The 15,952-nt window shown below is 66.8% G+C and carries 19 protein-coding genes; 7 read left to right on the forward strand and 12 right to left on the reverse strand.

Features of this window, described 5'->3' with window-relative positions:
- Positions 1 to 64: 64 nt before the first annotated feature.
- Positions 65 to 223, forward strand: coding sequence for a hypothetical protein (locus IE224_RS00165; protein ID WP_191307063.1), 159 nt, complete (start codon positions 65 to 67; stop codon positions 221 to 223).
- Between the two features lie 38 nt (positions 224 to 261).
- On the opposite strand, the gene IE224_RS00170 is transcribed toward IE224_RS00165, so the two are convergent.
- The 4 genes from IE224_RS00170 to IE224_RS00185 form a co-directional block, all read right to left on the reverse strand.
- Positions 262 to 1,086 carry a metal ABC transporter permease gene (locus tag IE224_RS00170; RefSeq protein ID WP_191307065.1) on the reverse strand — a complete coding sequence of 275 codons (825 nt, stop codon included), beginning with the start codon at positions 1,084 to 1,086 and terminating at the stop codon, positions 262 to 264.
- Positions 1,083 to 1,934 carry a metal ABC transporter permease gene (locus IE224_RS00175; RefSeq protein WP_167621834.1) on the reverse strand — a complete coding sequence of 284 codons (852 nt, stop codon included), beginning with the start codon at positions 1,932 to 1,934 and terminating at the stop codon, positions 1,083 to 1,085. The genes IE224_RS00170 and IE224_RS00175 overlap by 4 nt, the downstream gene beginning before the upstream one ends.
- Positions 1,935 to 2,022: 88 nt before the next feature.
- The gene (locus tag IE224_RS00180) at positions 2,023 to 2,868 is read right to left on the reverse strand and encodes a manganese/iron ABC transporter ATP-binding protein (RefSeq protein ID WP_191307067.1); all 846 of its coding nucleotides are present in this window, start codon (positions 2,866 to 2,868) and stop codon (positions 2,023 to 2,025) included.
- Positions 2,865 to 3,740 (reverse strand): metal ABC transporter substrate-binding protein, encoded by an 876-nt coding sequence (locus IE224_RS00185; RefSeq protein ID WP_191307069.1) that lies wholly within the window; start codon positions 3,738 to 3,740, stop codon positions 2,865 to 2,867. The genes IE224_RS00180 and IE224_RS00185 overlap by 4 nt, the downstream gene beginning before the upstream one ends.
- A gap of 111 nt (positions 3,741 to 3,851) precedes the next feature.
- Here IE224_RS00185 and IE224_RS00190 point away from each other — a divergent pair, with 111 nt between their 5' ends.
- Both IE224_RS00190 and IE224_RS00195 read left to right on the forward strand, forming a co-directional pair.
- Complete coding sequence (locus tag IE224_RS00190) at positions 3,852 to 4,271, forward strand: Fur family transcriptional regulator (RefSeq protein ID WP_191307071.1); 420 nt, start codon at positions 3,852 to 3,854, stop codon at positions 4,269 to 4,271.
- 6 nt (positions 4,272 to 4,277) lie between these two features.
- The gene (locus IE224_RS00195) at positions 4,278 to 4,634 is read left to right on the forward strand and encodes a YigZ family protein (RefSeq protein ID WP_191307073.1); all 357 of its coding nucleotides are present in this window, start codon (positions 4,278 to 4,280) and stop codon (positions 4,632 to 4,634) included.
- Here the strand turns inward: IE224_RS00195 and IE224_RS00200 are convergent.
- From IE224_RS00200 to IE224_RS00225, 6 genes are all read right to left on the reverse strand, one after another.
- Positions 4,631 to 5,650 carry an LLM class flavin-dependent oxidoreductase gene (locus IE224_RS00200; protein WP_191307075.1) on the reverse strand — a complete coding sequence of 340 codons (1,020 nt, stop codon included), beginning with the start codon at positions 5,648 to 5,650 and terminating at the stop codon, positions 4,631 to 4,633. The two genes, IE224_RS00195 and IE224_RS00200, sit on opposite strands and share 4 nt — an antisense overlap.
- Positions 5,651 to 5,760: 110 nt before the next feature.
- Complete coding sequence (locus IE224_RS00205; protein ID WP_191307077.1) at positions 5,761 to 6,633, reverse strand: lysophospholipid acyltransferase family protein; 873 nt, start codon at positions 6,631 to 6,633, stop codon at positions 5,761 to 5,763.
- Positions 6,633 to 7,520 (reverse strand): DMT family transporter, encoded by an 888-nt coding sequence (locus IE224_RS00210; RefSeq protein ID WP_191307079.1) that lies wholly within the window; start codon positions 7,518 to 7,520, stop codon positions 6,633 to 6,635. The genes IE224_RS00205 and IE224_RS00210 overlap by 1 nt, the downstream gene beginning before the upstream one ends.
- 64 nt (positions 7,521 to 7,584) lie before the next feature.
- On the reverse strand, positions 7,585 to 8,526 hold the full coding sequence (locus IE224_RS00215) for a site-specific tyrosine recombinase XerD (RefSeq protein WP_191307081.1): 942 nt from the start codon (positions 8,524 to 8,526) through the stop codon (positions 7,585 to 7,587).
- On the reverse strand, positions 8,523 to 9,977 hold the full coding sequence (locus IE224_RS00220) for a hypothetical protein (protein ID WP_191307082.1): 1,455 nt from the start codon (positions 9,975 to 9,977) through the stop codon (positions 8,523 to 8,525). The genes IE224_RS00215 and IE224_RS00220 overlap by 4 nt, the downstream gene beginning before the upstream one ends.
- Positions 9,974 to 10,165 carry a hypothetical protein gene (locus tag IE224_RS00225; RefSeq protein ID WP_191307697.1) on the reverse strand — a complete coding sequence of 64 codons (192 nt, stop codon included), beginning with the start codon at positions 10,163 to 10,165 and terminating at the stop codon, positions 9,974 to 9,976. The genes IE224_RS00220 and IE224_RS00225 overlap by 4 nt, the downstream gene beginning before the upstream one ends.
- A 124-nt stretch (positions 10,166 to 10,289) precedes the next feature.
- Here IE224_RS00225 and IE224_RS00230 point away from each other — a divergent pair, with 124 nt between their 5' ends.
- Together IE224_RS00230 and aroB are read left to right on the forward strand one after the other, a co-directional pair.
- Positions 10,290 to 10,841 carry a shikimate kinase gene (locus IE224_RS00230; RefSeq protein WP_191307084.1) on the forward strand — a complete coding sequence of 184 codons (552 nt, stop codon included), beginning with the start codon at positions 10,290 to 10,292 and terminating at the stop codon, positions 10,839 to 10,841.
- Entirely contained in the window at positions 10,838 to 11,953 is a 1,116-nt protein-coding gene (gene aroB / locus IE224_RS00235) for a 3-dehydroquinate synthase (RefSeq protein ID WP_191307086.1), read from the forward strand. Before IE224_RS00230 ends, aroB begins: the two co-directional genes overlap by 4 nt.
- 16 nt (positions 11,954 to 11,969) lie before the next feature.
- Here aroB and ssb read toward each other — a convergent pair whose 3' ends face one another.
- The gene (ssb, locus tag IE224_RS00240) at positions 11,970 to 12,455 is read right to left on the reverse strand and encodes a single-stranded DNA-binding protein (protein ID WP_191307088.1); all 486 of its coding nucleotides are present in this window, start codon (positions 12,453 to 12,455) and stop codon (positions 11,970 to 11,972) included.
- Positions 12,456 to 12,640: 185 nt separating this feature from the next.
- On the opposite strand from ssb, the gene IE224_RS00245 reads away from it, so the two are divergent.
- Both IE224_RS00245 and IE224_RS00250 read left to right on the forward strand, forming a co-directional pair.
- Positions 12,641 to 13,270, forward strand: a complete 630-nt coding sequence (locus IE224_RS00245) for a lytic transglycosylase domain-containing protein (RefSeq protein ID WP_167621847.1) — start codon at positions 12,641 to 12,643, stop codon at positions 13,268 to 13,270.
- Positions 13,271 to 13,444: 174 nt separating this feature from the next.
- Positions 13,445 to 14,548 (forward strand): glycosyltransferase family 2 protein, encoded by a 1,104-nt coding sequence (locus IE224_RS00250; protein WP_191307090.1) that lies wholly within the window; start codon positions 13,445 to 13,447, stop codon positions 14,546 to 14,548.
- Between the two features lie 9 nt (positions 14,549 to 14,557).
- Here the strand turns inward: IE224_RS00250 and IE224_RS00255 are convergent, their stop codons facing one another.
- Positions 14,558 to 15,862 (reverse strand): homoserine dehydrogenase, encoded by a 1,305-nt coding sequence (locus IE224_RS00255; RefSeq protein WP_191307092.1) that lies wholly within the window; start codon positions 15,860 to 15,862, stop codon positions 14,558 to 14,560.
- Between the last annotated feature and the right edge of the window lie 90 nt (positions 15,863 to 15,952).

Here is a 15,952-nt window from a genome sequence, read left to right on the forward strand (position 1 = left end):
ATGTCTATGGAACATGCGCGACGGCATCGGGTTGGATTGGATCATCCAAGCCCAGGAGGACGCCATGACCGACAAGGAAAACCCCGACGCCGTTCCGCCCGGCACAACCGGCGCAGGCGAAAACATCTGCCGCAAATGCGAGGGCAGCGGCCGGGCCGAAGGCAAGGAATGTCCCGAATGCGGCGGCACTGGCAAGGTCACGACAGGGATCGGCGGCGGCTGACTCGTCGAGGCTCGCAGCGGCTGGCGTTGCGGTTCTGCTCAGGTCACGGCGTTGCGGGTGACAGTCTGCCGCCAGAAGAAGACCAGCGTGAACAGCGCGGTCATCACCACCACGATGGTGGGCGCGGGGGCGCTGTCCAGCCAGAAACTGATCCAGATGCCCAGAAGGCTTGATGCGGTGGCAATCAGGACCGACAGGGCCAGCATTGCCTGCAAGCGCGTGGTGACAAGGAAGGCAATGGCCCCCGGCGCAATCAGCAGCGCGACCGACAGGATGATCCCCACCGCCGACAGCATCGCCACGACCACGGCCGAGATCATCGCCAGCATCCCGTAATGCAGCCAGCGGATCGAGAGGCCCGCCACCCGCGCCTGCACCGGGTCGAAGACCAGCAGCGCGAAGTCGCGCCATTTCAGGATCAGCACCAGCCCCACCACGGCCGAGATCGACCCGGCCGAGATGAAGTCGTCGCGACCGATCCCCAGGATATTGCCGAACAGGATATGGTCGAGGTGCACGTCGGTCGGGAATTGCGTGTAGATGACAAGGCCCAGCCCGAACATGCCCGCCATGACCACGCCCAGGGCCGTGTCCGGCTTGACGCGGCTGTTGGCGTCCAGCCAGCCCGCCGACAGGGCGCAGACCATCCCTGCGGCAAAGGCACCGATCAGCAGCGGGATGCCGGCCAGATAGGCCAGCACGATCCCCGGCAGCACCGCATGGCTGATCCCGTCGCCCATCAGCGCCCAGCCTCGCAGAACCAGGAAGCAGCTAAGCAGGGCGGCGGGGACCGCGACGATCACGGCGATCAGCGCGGCCTCGACCATGAAGGGAAAGGCGAAGGGGGCGGTGATCCAGGTCATTCGGTCGCCTCGCGGACCCGGCGGCGGCTGGCCAGAATACCGTGGCGCGGGGCCAGGACAAAGGCGGCAAGGAAGATCAGCGTCTGCAACACGACGATGATGCCGCCTGTCGCGCCGTCCAGGAAGAAGCTGACATAGGCCCCGGTTGCCGAGGTCAGGCTGCCGATGGCGACCGAGAGCGCGATCAGCCGGGGAAAGCGGTCGGTCAGCAGATAGGCGGTGGCGCCTGGCGTCACCACCATGGCGATGACGAGGAAGGCGCCGACGGTCTGCATGGCGGCCACCGTGGATCCGGCCAGAAGCGTGAAGAACAGGATACGAAGCCGCCCCGGATGCAGGCCGATGGTGCGGGCATGGCTTTCGTCGAAGAAGACCACCATCAGGTCGCGCCACTTTGCCAGCAGGATCACCAGCGACACGCCGCCGATGATCGCCAGTTGCAGCGTATCGCCGGGCGAAATCGCCAGGATGTTGCCCATCGTGATCGCCTGAAGATCGACCGAGACCGGGTTCAGCGAGATCATGAACAGGCCGATCCCGAAGAAGCCGGTGAAGATCAGGCCGATGATCGCGTCCTCCTTTAGCCCCGTGCGGCTGTTCAGGAACAGCATGGTCAGCGCGGCCAGTCCGCCCGACAGGAATGCGCCAAGTGCAAAGGGCAGGCCCAGCATATAGGCCCCCGCCACACCGGGCACGATGGAATGGGACAAGGCGTCGCCGATCAGGCTCCAGCCTTTCAGCATCAGATAGGCCGACAGGAAGGCGCAGACTCCACCCACGAGGGCCGAAACCCAGATGGCGTTCGTCATGTAGCCATAGGTGAAGGGGACCAGCAGGGTGTCCAGCATCAGGCGCTGCCCCTTGCGTCCCTCGACGGCCGGGGGGCCAGCCCCCCGGACCCCCCGGGATATTTTCGCCAAGATGAAGGGGCCTTGGTCATTCGTCCTTCCTGCGGGCGCGCTGGTCGTAGAACACCAGCGGGCGTTCGTCATCGGTAAAGACATCCAGGCTGCGCTGGTCGGCATCGTCATGAAGGGCGGCGCCGCCGAGGACGAAGTGGCGCAGGACGCCGCCGAAGGCGTGGCGCAGGTTTTCCGGGGTGAAGGTCGTCTCGGTCGGGCCGTGGGCCAAGACGGTGCCCTTCACCATCACGACCCGGTCGCAGTATTCCGGGACCGAGCCCAGGTCGTGGGTGGAAACCAGCATGACCCGCCCTTCGTCCCGCATCGCCTTGAGCAGCGCGATGATCGCCTGTTCCGTCTGCACGTCCACGCCGGTGAAGGGTTCGTCCAGCAGGATGACCTGGGCTTCCTGGGCGATGGCGCGGGCCAGAAAGACGCGCTTCTTCTGGCCGCCCGACAGTTCGCCGATCTGCCGACGGCGGAAGTCGGTCATGCCGACGCGCGCCAAGGCCGATTCAACCGCCTGCCGGTCGGTCGCGCGGGCGCGGCGGAAGAAGCCCATGTGGCCGTATCGGCCCATCATCACGACGTCCTCGACCAGGACGGGGAAGGTCCAGTCCACCTCCTCGGCCTGGGGGACATAGGCGACAAGGTTGCGGGACAGGGCTTGGTCCACCGTGCCGCCCATGATGCAGACCTGCCCCGAGGCATGGGGCAACAAACCCATCAGCGCCTTGAACAGCGTCGACTTGCCTGCACCGTTCACGCCGACCAGGGCGGTGACGGAACCTTGCGGGACAGTGAAGCTGGCATCCTGCAGCGCGGTGACGCCGTTGCGATAGGCTACGGTTAGGTTCCGGACGTCGATCCCCTCGCTCATCCCCCAAGCCCGTTCACGATGGTTTCCGAGGTGACGCGCAGCAGGTCAAGGTAGGTCGGGACGGGGCCGTCAGCCTCGGACAGGCTGTCCACGTAAAGGACGCCGCCATAGGCGGCGCCGGTCTCGGACGCGATGCGGCGGGCGGGGCGGTCGGAAACGGTGGATTCCGAGAATACCACGCCGATGTCGTTCTGCCGCATCACGTCGATCACGTGGCGCACCTGCTGCGGGGTGCCCTGCGCATCGGCATTGATCGGCCAGAGGTAGAGCTCTTGCAACCCAAAATCACGGGCGAGATAGGAGAACGCCCCTTCGGATGTGACCAGCCAACGACGGTCGGGGGGCAGGGCGCGGGCAGCATCGCGCAGGGGGGCGATGGTCTGCGTGATCTGCGCCTTGTAGGCATCGGCATTGGCCAGGTAGGTCGCGGCATTGTCCGGGTCGGCCGTGGCCATGGCAGTGGCGATGTTGTCCACATAGACCAGGGCGCTGTCCAGGGCCATCCAGGCATGGGGATTGGGCTTGCCGTCGTAATCGCCGCCGGTGATCGACATCGGCTGGATCCCGTCGCTGACCACCGCGACCGGAACATCGCCCAACTGGTCGATGAATTGCTGGAACCAGCTTTCCAGGTTCAGGCCGTTCACCAGGATCAGGTCCGCATCCGCCGCGCGGATCAGGTCGCCCGATGTTGGCTGGTAGTTGTGGATCTCGGCCCCCGGCTTGGTGATGGATTCCACCGTGGCGGCCTCTCCCGCGACGTTGCGTGCCATGTCCGCGATGATCGTGAAGGTCGTGGCGACCTTCAGCTGTTCGGCCTGGGCAGGCAGGGCAAGAAGGGCGGCAAGGGTGGCGACCAAAGGCAGTTTCATCGGTTCCGATATCCAGCATCCGTCGATGGATGATTAGTGTGCGAACCGTTCTCAACTGTCAATAGTTGAGAACTAGTTGCAACTGAACGTCCGGTGGGGCATCAAGGTTGCATGGATCATCGTGCCCTTCAGTTGGAGCAGGCCCTGCGGGATGCCGGAGTGCGGGTGACGCGCCAGCGCGCAGCCCTGCTGCGGGTGATCGCCGGCAGCGAGGATCATCCCGACGCGGCGGAACTGCATCGCCGGGCCGAGGCTGCGGGTGCCGGCGTGTCGCTGGCCACGGTGTATCGCACGCTGACCACGCTGCAGACCCAAGGCGTGATCGACAAGCTGGAGTTTCAGGGCGAGCCTGCCCGGTGGGAGGCGGCGGATCAGCGCCACCACGACCACATGATCGACGTGGACACGGGCGAGGTGGTCGAGTTCATCAACGACCGGATCGAGCGGTTGCAGGCCGAGATCGCGGCCGAGATGGGATACGAGATCGTCCACCATCGGCTGGAACTGTATGTGCGGCGGCGGGGCGCCTGACCCGCAATGCAGGTCTTTGACAAGATCATCTCGGATCGCGGATCGCGCTATGCCGTGGCCGGCGGGCCTGCCGCGACGCGGGCCGAGGCGGCGGCGCTGCTGGCCGGATTGAAGCGCAACAAGCGGTTTGCGAAGGCCACCCACAACAGCTGGGCCGCGATCCTGTCGGGCGAGCCGGTCAAGGACGACGATGGCGAGGCAGGCGCCGGCGCGCTGATCCTGCAGATGCTGGAGCGTGCAGGGCTGCACGACCACGTGGTGGTCGTGACCCGCTGGTATGGCGGCAAGCAACTGGGCGGCGACCGCTTCCGCCATGTGGCGGATGCGGTCAGGCTTTACCTGCGCGAAACCGGGCTGGGCTAGCGCCAGCCAAGCGCCGGGGCCACGTGGCGCAGGATGTTGTCGAGGACGTGGACGTTGTAATCGACGCCCAGCATGTTCGGCACCGTCAGCAGCAAGGTGTCGGCCTCGGCAATGGCCTCGTCCTCGCGCAACTGCTCGATCAGGCGGTCGGGTTCGTCGGCATAGCTGCGGCCGAAGACGGCGCGATAATTGTCGATGTTGCCGATCTGGTCGCTGTCCTTGCCGCCGCGCCCGAAGAAGCGGCGGTCCATGTCCGAGGTCAGCGCGAAGATCGACCGGCTGACGGACACGCGCGGCGCGTGGGAGTGCCCCGCCGCCGCCCATGCCTCCCGATAGGTCCGGATCTGGCGGGCCTGCTGGACGTGGAACGGCTCGCCCGTTTCGTCCACCTTCAGGGTCGAGCTTTGCAGGTTCATGCCCATCTGCGCCGCCCATTCCGCCGTGCCATTCGAGGCCGAACCCCACCAGATGCGGTTGCGCAGCCCTTCGGAATGGGGTTCCAGCCGCAACAGGCCCGGCGGGTTCGGGAACATCGGGCGTGGGTTCGGGCGGGCGAAGCCCCGGCCTTCAAGCTGCTGCAGGAAGACCTCGGTATGGCGGCGGGCCATGTCCTGGTCGCTCTCTCCCTCGGCCGGTTGATAGCCGAAATAGCGCCAGCCATCGACGACCTGCTCTGGGCTGCCCCGGCTGATGCCCAATTGGAGGCGCCCGCCCGAGATCAGGTCGGCCGCGCCCGCATCCTCGACCATATACAGGGGGTTTTCATAGCGCATGTCGATGACGCCGGTGCCGATCTCGATCCGGCTGGTCCTTGCGCCGACGGCGGCCAGCAGCGGGAAGGGCGAGGCAAGCTGGCGAGCGAAGTGATGGACGCGGAAATAGGCGCCATCCGCGCCCAGTTCCTCGGCAGCTACGGCCAGGTCGATGGATTGCAGCAGCACGTCCTGCGCCGTGCGGACCTGAGACCCCGGTTCCGGCGACCAGTGGCCGAAGGACAGAAAGCCGATCTTCTTCATGGTTATCCCTTTGCTGCGCCAGACGCGTTGCAGGGGACATAGGGTCTTGCCGCACCGTCAGGCAAGGATCGCCCGCGCGCAGGCCCTGTGCGCGGACAAACAGCGGGGGCTTATTTCCAGCGGCGATGCACCCAGAACCACTGATCCATGTGGCGGCGCACAAGCATTTCCAGGTCGTCGTTCAGCGCCTGCATCATCGTGGCCGGATCGCTGTGTTTGACGGGCTCGCCCACATGGACACGGAAGCGCAGCCCGTCAGGGCAACGGATGCCGTGGACCGGCACCAAAGCCGCATCATAGCGTATCGCCAGTTCGGCTGGCGTCAGGACGGTGCGGCTGGGCAGGTCGAAGAAGCGCAGTTCCGGCGCGTGGCGGTCATACTGGTCAAAGCCAAGCGCCAGCCACCCGCCGCCCTTCAGGAAACGCAGCATCGAGGTCAGGCCCGACCGGCCGCGCGGGAACAGTGGTTCCGCGATGGCGGTAATGGCGGGGATGTAGTGGCGGTTGAAGGCTTCGTTGTTCATCGGGCGGTAAAGGGCGCCGACGGGCCAGCCGCGTGCGGCAAGTGCGGTGCGCATGGCGTCGTAGTTGCCGAAATGCGCGCAGGCGATGATGACCGGGCGGTGGGCGCCGAAGGCGGCTTCCAGGGCTGGCAGGCCGGGGCCTTCCAGCGGATCGGCGTCGCGGATGCGGCTGGTGAACTCCTCGCCCGAATAGATCTCGGCCACGGATCGGCCCGCATTGTTGGGGACGGCGCGGGTCAGGGCCTTCACCTCGTCCGCCGTCAGGTCGGGCCGGGCCAGGGCCAGGTTTTCACGGATCCGCCGCCGCCAGCCGGCCAACGGACCAAGGACGTGGCCGAACAGCCAGCCCACTGCCGGGATGCGCCTTTCATAGGGCAGCAGCCGCGCAAGGCCGATGACCGAAAGGAAGGCCGCATTGGCGATGCGATCGGACAGGGGCGGGGTATCAGGTTGGCTCATCAGGTCCTTCGGGCCGCGCGGGCTTCTCGGGACCAGACGTAAAGCCCCGCAGCCACGATAAGCGCAGCGCCCGCGACCGTAAACAGATCAGGCAGCTGGCCGAAGAGCAGCCAGCCCCACAAGCCCGCCCAGATCAGCCCGGTATAGCCGAAGGGCGCCAGCACCCCCGCCTCGGCCACCGAAAAGGCGCGGACCAGCAGATACTGGCTCAGCGTGCCGAAGACGCCCAGCAGCGCAAAGGCCCACAGATCGCCAGGGGCGATCGGCTGCCAGAAGAACGGCACCACGGCCGAAGTCAGGACCGTTCCCACCACCGCCGACCACATGACCGAAGTCGCGACCGAATCCGACCGCGCCATCCGCGTCAGCAGCGCGCCTGCGGCATAGGTGAAGGCCCCGGCCAACGGCAAAAGCGCGGCTGGCTGGAAGACACCGAGGCCAGGCCGTATGATGATCAGCGCGCCGATCAGCGCGACGCCGATACCCGCCAGCCGGCGCGGGCCGATCGGTTCCCCGAGGAACAGCGCGGCGCCAAGGGTGATGAGGACGGGGTTCAGGTCCATGATCGCGGTTGCCTCGGCCAGCCCGATCACTTGAAGCGAGGTGAAGAACAGCCCCACCGACGCCAGTTGCATCAAGGCCCGCGCGAACTGCAGGCCGGGGCGGCGGGTGCGCAGCAGCGGGAACATCCCGCCCCGGAAGATCAGCGCGAAGATCGCCAGGTTGCCGACGAACCGCGCCCAGACGACCTGCGCAGGGTGATAGGTCTGCGTCAGGTGCTTGGCCGTGGCGTCCATCATCGTGAAGCCCAGGATCGCGGCCAGCAGCAGCATGATGCCTGCCGTCTGGGCATTGGCCGGCGGGCGCAAGGCTGTCTGGTCGGTCATCTGCTTCCCCGCATTCGCGTTCCCGCAACCTCTAGTGGCAGGATCGACCGGGGCCAAGCCCCCCTCAGCCCTTCCGGGCCAGCGGGTGATGCGTCAGGACGAGGTCGCGCATCCGGTCGTCAAGCACATGGGTATAGATCTCGGTCGTGCCCAGGTCGGCATGACCCAGCAGCGTCTGGATGGAGCGCAGGTCGGCGCCGCCTTCCAGCAGATGCGTGGCAAAGGCATGGCGGATGACATGGGGCGTCACGCGTGACGGGGCTACACCGGCCGCGACCGCCATGTCGTTCAGAAGCCGGCCAAAGGTCTGGCGCGGCATGTGGCCCGCAGCGCCCGGCGCGGGAAACAGCCACCGCGCACCCTTGCCGGCGACCAGGCGGCCAAGCGCGCTGTCCTTGTGCGCGGTGTCGCGGATCGCCAGCCAGTCGGACAGTGCGCGGCGCGCGGGCGGCGTCAGGGGAACCATGCGTTCCTTGTCGCCCTTGCCCCGGATCAGCAGCACGCGCGGGTCGCCCCGGCAGGCGGCCGCAGGCAGCGAGACCAGTTCGCTGACACGCATTCCCGTGGCGTAAAGCAGCTCGATCAGGCAAAGGTTGCGGGCCCGGTCCGCATCCGTCCGGCCGATCATGGAAGCCGAGGCCAGCAGCGCGTCGATCTCGGCCTGGTCCAGGGTCTTGGGCAGGCGCTTGGACCGGCCCGGCCCGCTGATGCGGATCGCCGGGTCATTGTCGCGCCACCCTTCCTCGAGCGCAAAGCGCGTGAACTGCCGGATCGAGGACAGCCGCCGCGCCCGCGTCGCCCGCGACAGGCCCTGCGCGTCGCAATGGGCCAGGTAATCCTCGACCAGTTCGCGCGTCAGGTCTGCCAGGGCCAGCCTGCGCCCGGACAGCCAGTCCGACAGGTCGCGCAGGTCGCGGCCATAGGCAAGCACGGTGTTGCGGGCGGACCCGGATTCGGCGGCCTTTGCATCCAGAAAGGCCGATATGGCACGGTGATCCGCGATCACGGCTCCGCCCGCATCACCGGCAGCAGCGAAAGCTGCGCGGCGGCCAGGTCGGCCTCGGCCGTCAGGCCAAGCGCGCGCAGCATGGCAAGACCGCGTCCGGCGCGGGGCAGGTCGCCGTCAAGGCCCGCGTCTATATCGGCCATCGCGGTCAACAGCGCCTCGCCCTGCTGGGTGGCGGGGGCTTCGACCGGATCGGCCTTCAGGGCGGGGTCCAGCTTCAGCGGCGTGGGCGTTGGCAGGCCCTGCCACTGGCGCAGCCATGTCGTGATCTCGCCCGACCGGCCTTCGCCGGTTTGCGTCAGGTCGGCGGCCACCATTGCGGCCAGAACATCGGCCATGCCGGCACCCCGGAACTGGTCGAAAGCATGGGGCAGGGCGGGCGAGGGGTCACCGCCGGCAAGGGCCGCTTCGAGGGTCCGCATAGCGCCCGCGCGTTCCCAGACCCCGCCCGAGGCCGCAGGCTTCTGCTCGCTGTAAAGCGCGCGCAGCGTGGCAGGGGGAAGGGCGCCGGCCCTTGCCAGCCGCTCGGCCGCTTCCAGACGGGCCTTCCAGCCGTTGTTGGGCCGCAGGTCGGAATGGGCGAAGGCGATGGGCAGCGACGCGGTGGGCAGCGGCTGGCCGATCGCCTCGTGGATGCGGAAGTCCAGCGGCGTCATGCGGTCCGCGGCGGGCAGCATCTGGTCGCTGTCCACATAAGCGTCGTCCAGGAAATGCGTCAGCAGCACTGCCTGGTGCTGGTCCAGCAAGCCCAGGCTTTCGGCCCCGTGCAGGCTGATTGCCGCTGCCGCCCAGTCCCCCGTCTGCGCCAGGCAGAAGATGCGCGCGGCAAAGCTGGGCGCGATGCCGGGCGTGTTGTTCATGATGTCGCAGGCCCGCCCCTCGTCGCCTTCCAGCAGGGCGATGTCGAACAGGCGGCGAAAGATCTCGGGGTTGCTGGGGCCTGCCGTGGTCAGCAGCGCTTGTGCCCGGTCCACCGCGCCCCCATCCAGCAGCCGGTCGGCCCGGGCCAGGAACAGCTGTCCTTGCGGCGCACCGCTGGCGGGCGGGCGAAGCTGCGTGGTCAGGACGCGGTCCAGCAACGCGTTCATCGCGGGCAGGCGTGCCGGGGTCCGCAGGATCAGGTCGGCCAGGGTGGCGCTGTCGCTGCCTTCCCACAGGCTGGCGGGCAGGCCTGCCTTGCGCGGCGTCACCAGCCCGACCGAGTCGGGGTTGCCGTTGCCCAGTCTCGTCACCTGGACGGAACCCACCTCTCCGCTTTCCGCGACGGGCTTGGGCCCTGCGCCAGGAACGCCGGGGGGCGGCTTGTCGCCGGGCCGCCAGGCAGAGCTTTCGCGGTCGGGCCCCCGAACGCTGCCCGACAGCCAGTCGCTGGCCGACAGCGGCTGTTGGGCCTGGGCGGGCAGGCCCAGGGCAAGCGCGACGGCAACGGAAAGCAGGCGCGGGGCGATCACTGGGCCTCGGCCTGGGCTTCGGCGGCCTCGGCGGGTGTGGCCGGGGCGGGTTCGGCGGGCGCGGGCGTGCCACTGACGGGGCTGCGCACCTCGGACCGGACAGGCTGCATGTCGCCGAAATAGGCATAGCCCGCCAAGCCGATCAAAGCCGCCAGAATCAGCACCACCAGAACCTTGAGCAGCCGCATCGAATCGCCTCGTTTTCTTCGTTGTTCGTGTCGTTCGGCCGGTCTTTCGCCGGCCTGGCCGGAATATATATGGCATTTTCCGAAAGATCACGCCATTCAGTCGGCCACAAATCGGGGGACGGACATGCGGCAGCGCCTGCGGCGCCATATCGTGCTGATCGGAATGATGGGGGCGGGCAAGACCGCGCTTGGGTCGGAACTGGCCCGCCGCCTTCATGTCCCCTTCACCGATTCGGATGTCGAGATCGAGACAGCGGCCGCCATGTCCATTTCCGAGATCTTCGCCCGCGACGGCGAGGCCTTCTTCCGCGACCGCGAGGCGCAGGTGATCGCGCGCATCCTCAAGGATACGCCGCGCGTCATCTCGACCGGCGGGGGGGCCTGGATGCAGGACCGCAACCGCGCGGCGATCAGGGCGTCCGGCCTGTCGGTCTGGCTGGATTGCGATCAGGAAACGCTGTGGCATCGTGTCCGGCAGCGCAGCACCCGGCCCCTGCTGAAGACCGCCGACCCCAAGGGCACGCTGGCCCGCCTTCTGTCGGAACGGAACCCGACCTATGCCACGGCCGAATTGGCATTCCCCGCCCGCGCGGGCGACAGCGTCGATGCAGCCACCACCCGCCTTCTGGCCGCCATCCGCGCGGCCGACCCCCAGCTTGTGATCGAGACGCCATGACCAGCCAAGCCGACCCCGTCACCGTCCATGTTCCCCTGGGCGATCGCGCCTATGACGTGCGCATCGGCCCTGGCCTGATCGATCGGGCAGGGACCGAGATCGCGCCCCTGCTTCACCGCTCGCGCCTGGCCATCGTGACCGATGACACCGTGGCGCGCCTGCACCTGCCCCGCCTGCAGGCGGCCCTGAAGGCCGAGGGTATTCAGTCCGAAGCCCTGGTCCTGCCGGCGGGCGAGGCCACGAAAAGCTGGCCCCACCTGACGCGCACGGTCGAATGGTTGCTGGAACAGCGCATTGAGCGGCGTGACGTCGTGGTGGCCCTTGGCGGCGGGGTGATCGGCGATCTGGTGGGGTTTGCAGCGGCGATCCTGCGCCGGGGCGTGCGCTTCGCGCAGATACCGACCACGCTTCTGGCGCAAGTGGACAGCAGCGTCGGCGGCAAGACCGGCATCAACAGCCCGCATGGAAAGAACCTGGTCGGCGCCTTCCACCAGCCTTCGCTGGTGCTGGCCGACATCGCGGTGCTGGACACGCTGAGCCCGCGCGACTTCCTGGCGGGTTACGGAGAGGTCGCAAAGTATGGGCTTCTTGGCGACGCGGATTTCTTCGAATGGCTGGAGGAAAACGCCCCCCGCCTGCGCGACGACATGGCGCTGCGCCAGCACGCCGTGGCCCATTCCGTCGCAATGAAGGCGGGGATCGTCACCCGAGACGAGACCGAACAGGGTGAACGGGCGCTTCTGAACCTGGGCCATACCTTCGGCCACGCGCTCGAATCGGCGACCGGTTATTCCGACCGGCTGCTGCATGGCGAAGGCGTGGCGATCGGCTGCGCGCTTGCCTTCGACCTGTCTGCCCGCATGGGACTTTGCAGCCAAGAGGCGCCTTCGCGCGTGCTGGCGCATCTGCGTGACATGGGAATGCCTGCCGCGCTGCGCGATGTTCCGGGCGCCTTGCCGGACGATGCCGCGCTGATCGCGCTTATGGGGCAGGACAAGAAGGTGGTCGACGGCCGCCTGCGCTTCGTGCTCGCGCGCGGCATCGGAGAGGCTTTCGTCAGCGACGATGTGCAGGCCGGTATGCTGGCCGCCGTGCTGCGGGACGCCCGCTAGGGCGCCCCACGACTGATCAGAACGGGATTTCGTCGTCGTAGTCGCTGCGGCTGCCGCCGCCCTGGCTGCCGCCGCCCGAGGACGAACCGCCCCGTTCGTAATCGTCATAGCCGCCGCCGCTGTCGCGGCCGCCACCACCCGCGCCGCCTTCGCGGCCGTCCAGCATCTGCAGCGTGCCGTTGAAGCCGCGCAGCACGACTTCGGTCGTGTAGCGTTCCTGGCCGGACTGGTCCTGCCATTTGCGGGTTTCCAGCTGGCCTTCGACATAGACCTTGCTGCCCTTCTTCAGGAACCGCTCGACCACGTTGACCAGGCCCTCGGACATGATGGCGACGCTGTGCCATTCGGTCCGTTCCTTGCGCTCGCCCGTGTTGCGGTCCTTCCACTGTTCCGAGGTTGCGATCCGCAGGTTGGCGACCTTGCCGCCGTTCTGGAAGGTGCGGATTTCGGGGTCGCGGCCCAGATTGCCGATCAGGATGACCTTGTTGACGCTGCCTGCCATGACGTTTTCCTGCAAATGTGTCTTTGACCAATGGTCTAGCAGGGTCCCCGGCGATGCAAAAGGGAATCTGCGCCGCCGGTGGGCGCTTTGCCGCCACGTGCGACCTGCCCGAAAAGCGAGACTGGCGACGGACAGGCTTTTCTGTATAGTCCCGTCAAAACCCACAACAACGAGGGACAGGGAAAATGAAGATCATCCCTACCATCAAGGCGGGTCTGTGCGCGATGGTGATCGCAGGCCTTGCATTGCCTGCCGCGGCCGAAGGGCTTCGCCTGTCGGGCAGTTCGTCCAAATCGCGGGCCGAGCAGTTCGCCCGCCAGACCCGGCTGATGGATTCGCGCCTGGCCGGCCAGTATCAGCAATCGGCACGCCTGCGGCCAAATGCCCGCAGCGGCGGCGACAATTCGGTCGATATCCAGCTTTCCGCCAACATCCCCGCCTATCGCGGCAAGCGCAGCGACTTCATCCCCCACGCGCGAGAGGCCGCCCGCCGCTATGGCATCCCCGAGGATCTGTTCCTGCGCCTGGTTCAGCAGGAATCGGGCTGGAACCCCCGCGCCAGGTCTCACAAGGGCGCCACGGGCCTGGCACAGTTGATGCCGGGAACCGCCGCCAAGCTGGGGGTGAACCCGCATGACCCGGTGCAGAACCTGCATGGCGGCGCGCGCTATCTGCGGATGATGTACAACCAGTTCGGCAACTGGCGCCTTGCCCTTGCCGCCTATAATGCCGGGCCCGGTGCCGTGCAGAAATACAAGGGCATCCCGCCTTACCGCGAAACGCGAAACTATGTGCGGATCATCGCGGGGGGCTGATCCAGCCCTCTGATCCCGGGCGGCGGCAGCCGCCTGGCTGGATGTCGGTAGCATTAACCAAACTTAAAGACAGCTTTTCTCTCCGCCGATCTAGTGGAAAACCCTACACATTTGCTGCCGAGTTGCACCTTTTTCGGGTGGATCGGCTTCACCTGTGAATAGTGCGGGGTTTTTATGTTGTCCGGGATTGAATCCTCTTTGTCTCCTGCTGCCGCCAGCGCCCGTTTGACTTGGGCATTGTGCATCGCCACGCTCAACCGTATCGACATGCTGGAACTGTGCGTGATCTGCGCGCTGGCCCAGACGCGCCTTCCGGCCGAGATCGTGATCGTGGATGCCAGCGACGATTGGCAATCGCATCGCGACCGGATCGCGCGGATCGTTGCCGGGACGGTGCCGCTGATCTATCGCCCCGCGACGGAACGATCCTCGGCCGTTCAGCGCAACAGTGCGATTGCGGAATGCAGCGCGGACATCTGCACGTTCATCGACGACGACAGCTTGATGCACAACGACTGCATGGAAACCATATTGCAGGTGTACGAAGCCGATGCGGATCAGGAAATCGTCGCCATCTCAGCCGGCAGCGGCCCATCGCCCCTCGAGATCGGCGGCATCACCACTAAGCCGGTTGCGGATCTGTCTTCACGTGCTGAAAGGATCAAGGAGTCGCGCCTGGGTCGCTTCCTGTGGCGGGAACTGTTCCTGATGGGGCGGGCGGTGACTTTCATTCCCTATGCCGGGCCCTTCGGTTCGCCGATCCCGGAATGGGCAACCTCGTTCAAGCCGGAAATCGTGCCCACGATACACATTGGCGCCGGCCGCATGACCGTTCGTCGCAGCGCGCTGATGCGAGAAATGTTCGAGCCCGCCTTCCGCAGCTATTGCCCTGGCGAGGATTTCGACCTGTCCTATCGCCTTAGCCGCATCGGCGTGATCTGCGCTGTGCCCTCGGCGCGCATTTATCACCATGAGGTTGCAGCCAGCAGGATCCGGCGCGAACAGGAACTGGTGCTGGCGATCTGCAATGCTGCCTTTCTGTTGCGCAAGCACAGCCCTGATCTTGATCGAGACCGTCGTCGTTTGGCATTGTTGATGGCCCGCAGAAGGATAGCCGAACTTCTGAAAGACAGCCTGACGCGGCGGTGGCGTCTGCCGCAACTGAAGGCCGCCAGAAAGGCAGCGGCAATCAGCCGCGATATTCTGGCTTTTCCCGACCAGGCCAAGCTTGCGGATTGGTATGTCTCTGTTCAGCTGAATATTCTCAGACGTCCTTAACTAACCTCGTCAAACCTCCTCGATCCGCAGTTCCACCGGATCGCCCGCCAGGACGCCGGTGCGGGGCAGGGCCTCGATGGCGAAATCGATGGCTTCGGGCGTGGTCTTGTGGGTCACGACCAGGACCGGGACGCTTTCGGGGCTGTGCTGGCCGTATTGGCGCATCCGGTCGATGGAAATCCCCGCATCGCCCAGCACCGTCGCCACCTTGGCAAGCGCACCAGGTTTGTCCTGCAATTCCAGGCGCAGGTAATAGGCCGCGGGAACGGCCGTCCGGGCAGGCTGGGCAGCCTTCAAGGATGTCGCGGGCTGGCCGAAGACCGGCAGGCGGACGCCGCGGGCAACCTCGACGATGTCGGACAGGACGGCGCTTGCGGTCGGACCCTCGCCCGCACCTGCGCCGCGCAGCACGATCTGGCCCACGCTGTCGCCTTCGACCACCACCATGTTCGTGCCGCCCACCAGTTGGCCCAGCGGGCTGTCGGCGGGCACCAGGCAGGGCGACATGCGCTGTTCCAGGCCGCGCGGGGTCCTCTGCGCCACGCCCAGCAGCTTGATCTTGTAGCCCATGTCGGCGGCGCGGCGGATGTCGTCGATGCTGACGCGCTCGATCCCCTCGATCTCGACCGCGTTGAAGTTCACCTGAGTGCCAAAGGCGATCGAGGACAGGATCGACAGCTTGTGGCCCGCGTCGATGCCGCCCACGTCCAGCGTCGGATCGGCCTCGAGGTAACCCAGTTGCCGGGCTTCCTCGAACACGGCCTCATAGGGCAGGCCCGCGCTTTCCATGCGCGTCAGGATATAGTTGCAGGTGCCGTTCATCACGCCCATGACCCGGCGGATCTCGTTGCCGGCCAGCGATTCCGTCATCGCCTTGATGACGGGGATGCCGCCCGCCACCGCCGCCTCGAAGCGCAGGGTGCGGCCCAGTCCTTCGGCCAGTTCGGCAAGCGCCTGGCCGTGGACGGCCAGCAGCGCCTTGTTGGCGGTCACGACATCCTTGCCCGACCGCAACGCCGCCTCGATGCTGTCCTTGGCGATGCCGCTGTCGCCGCCCACCAGTTCCACAAACACGTCCACGTCCCTGGCGGTGGCCACCGCCATCGCATCGTCTTCCCAACGATAGGCCGACAGGTCGGCGTCGCGGTTCTTCATGCGGTCGCGGGCGCAGATGGCGGTGATGGCCACGGGGCGGCCCGTGCGGCGCGACAGAAGGTCGGCGTGCTTCTGGACGATCTTGACGACACCGATCCCGACGGTGCCAAGCCCGGCGATGCCAAGTCTCAGGGGATCGGGGCGAAGGAGGGACGACATGAAATCCTCTTGTCCTAAGGTCGCCTGCTGTTAGCGCGGGCCGCGCCGTCATGCAACGCGCGAAAAGCCCGTGCGGCAAAGGCCGCGGCA

It is taken from the genome of Paracoccus aerius (genome assembly GCF_014656455.1).
Lineage (GTDB): Bacteria > Pseudomonadota > Alphaproteobacteria > Rhodobacterales > Rhodobacteraceae > Paracoccus > Paracoccus aerius.

Excerpts from the sequence above, each read along its gene's own strand:
- IE224_RS00165 (WP_191307063.1), top strand. The coding sequence starts at position 65 with ATGACCGACAAGGAAAACCCCGACGCCGTTCCGCCCGGCACAACCGGC.
- IE224_RS00170 (WP_191307065.1), bottom strand. The coding sequence starts at position 1,086 with ATGACCTGGATCACCGCCCCCTTCGCCTTTCCCTTCATGGTCGAGGCC.
- IE224_RS00175 (WP_167621834.1), bottom strand. The coding sequence starts at position 1,934 with ATGCTGGACACCCTGCTGGTCCCCTTCACCTATGGCTACATGACGAAC.
- IE224_RS00180 (WP_191307067.1), bottom strand. The coding sequence starts at position 2,868 with ATGAGCGAGGGGATCGACGTCCGGAACCTAACCGTAGCCTATCGCAAC.
- IE224_RS00185 (WP_191307069.1), bottom strand. The coding sequence starts at position 3,740 with ATGAAACTGCCTTTGGTCGCCACCCTTGCCGCCCTTCTTGCCCTGCCT.
- IE224_RS00190 (WP_191307071.1), top strand. The coding sequence starts at position 3,852 with ATGGATCATCGTGCCCTTCAGTTGGAGCAGGCCCTGCGGGATGCCGGA.
- IE224_RS00195 (WP_191307073.1), top strand. The coding sequence starts at position 4,278 with ATGCAGGTCTTTGACAAGATCATCTCGGATCGCGGATCGCGCTATGCC.
- IE224_RS00200 (WP_191307075.1), bottom strand. The coding sequence starts at position 5,650 with ATGAAGAAGATCGGCTTTCTGTCCTTCGGCCACTGGTCGCCGGAACCG.
- IE224_RS00205 (WP_191307077.1), bottom strand. The coding sequence starts at position 6,633 with ATGAGCCAACCTGATACCCCGCCCCTGTCCGATCGCATCGCCAATGCG.
- IE224_RS00210 (WP_191307079.1), bottom strand. The coding sequence starts at position 7,520 with ATGACCGACCAGACAGCCTTGCGCCCGCCGGCCAATGCCCAGACGGCA.
- IE224_RS00225 (WP_191307697.1), bottom strand. The coding sequence starts at position 10,165 with ATGCGGCTGCTCAAGGTTCTGGTGGTGCTGATTCTGGCGGCTTTGATC.
- IE224_RS00230 (WP_191307084.1), top strand. The coding sequence starts at position 10,290 with ATGCGGCAGCGCCTGCGGCGCCATATCGTGCTGATCGGAATGATGGGG.
- aroB (WP_191307086.1), top strand. The coding sequence starts at position 10,838 with ATGACCAGCCAAGCCGACCCCGTCACCGTCCATGTTCCCCTGGGCGAT.
- ssb (WP_191307088.1), bottom strand. The coding sequence starts at position 12,455 with ATGGCAGGCAGCGTCAACAAGGTCATCCTGATCGGCAATCTGGGCCGC.
- IE224_RS00245 (WP_167621847.1), top strand. The coding sequence starts at position 12,641 with ATGAAGATCATCCCTACCATCAAGGCGGGTCTGTGCGCGATGGTGATC.
- IE224_RS00250 (WP_191307090.1), top strand. The coding sequence starts at position 13,445 with ATGTTGTCCGGGATTGAATCCTCTTTGTCTCCTGCTGCCGCCAGCGCC.
- IE224_RS00255 (WP_191307092.1), bottom strand. The coding sequence starts at position 15,862 with ATGTCGTCCCTCCTTCGCCCCGATCCCCTGAGACTTGGCATCGCCGGG.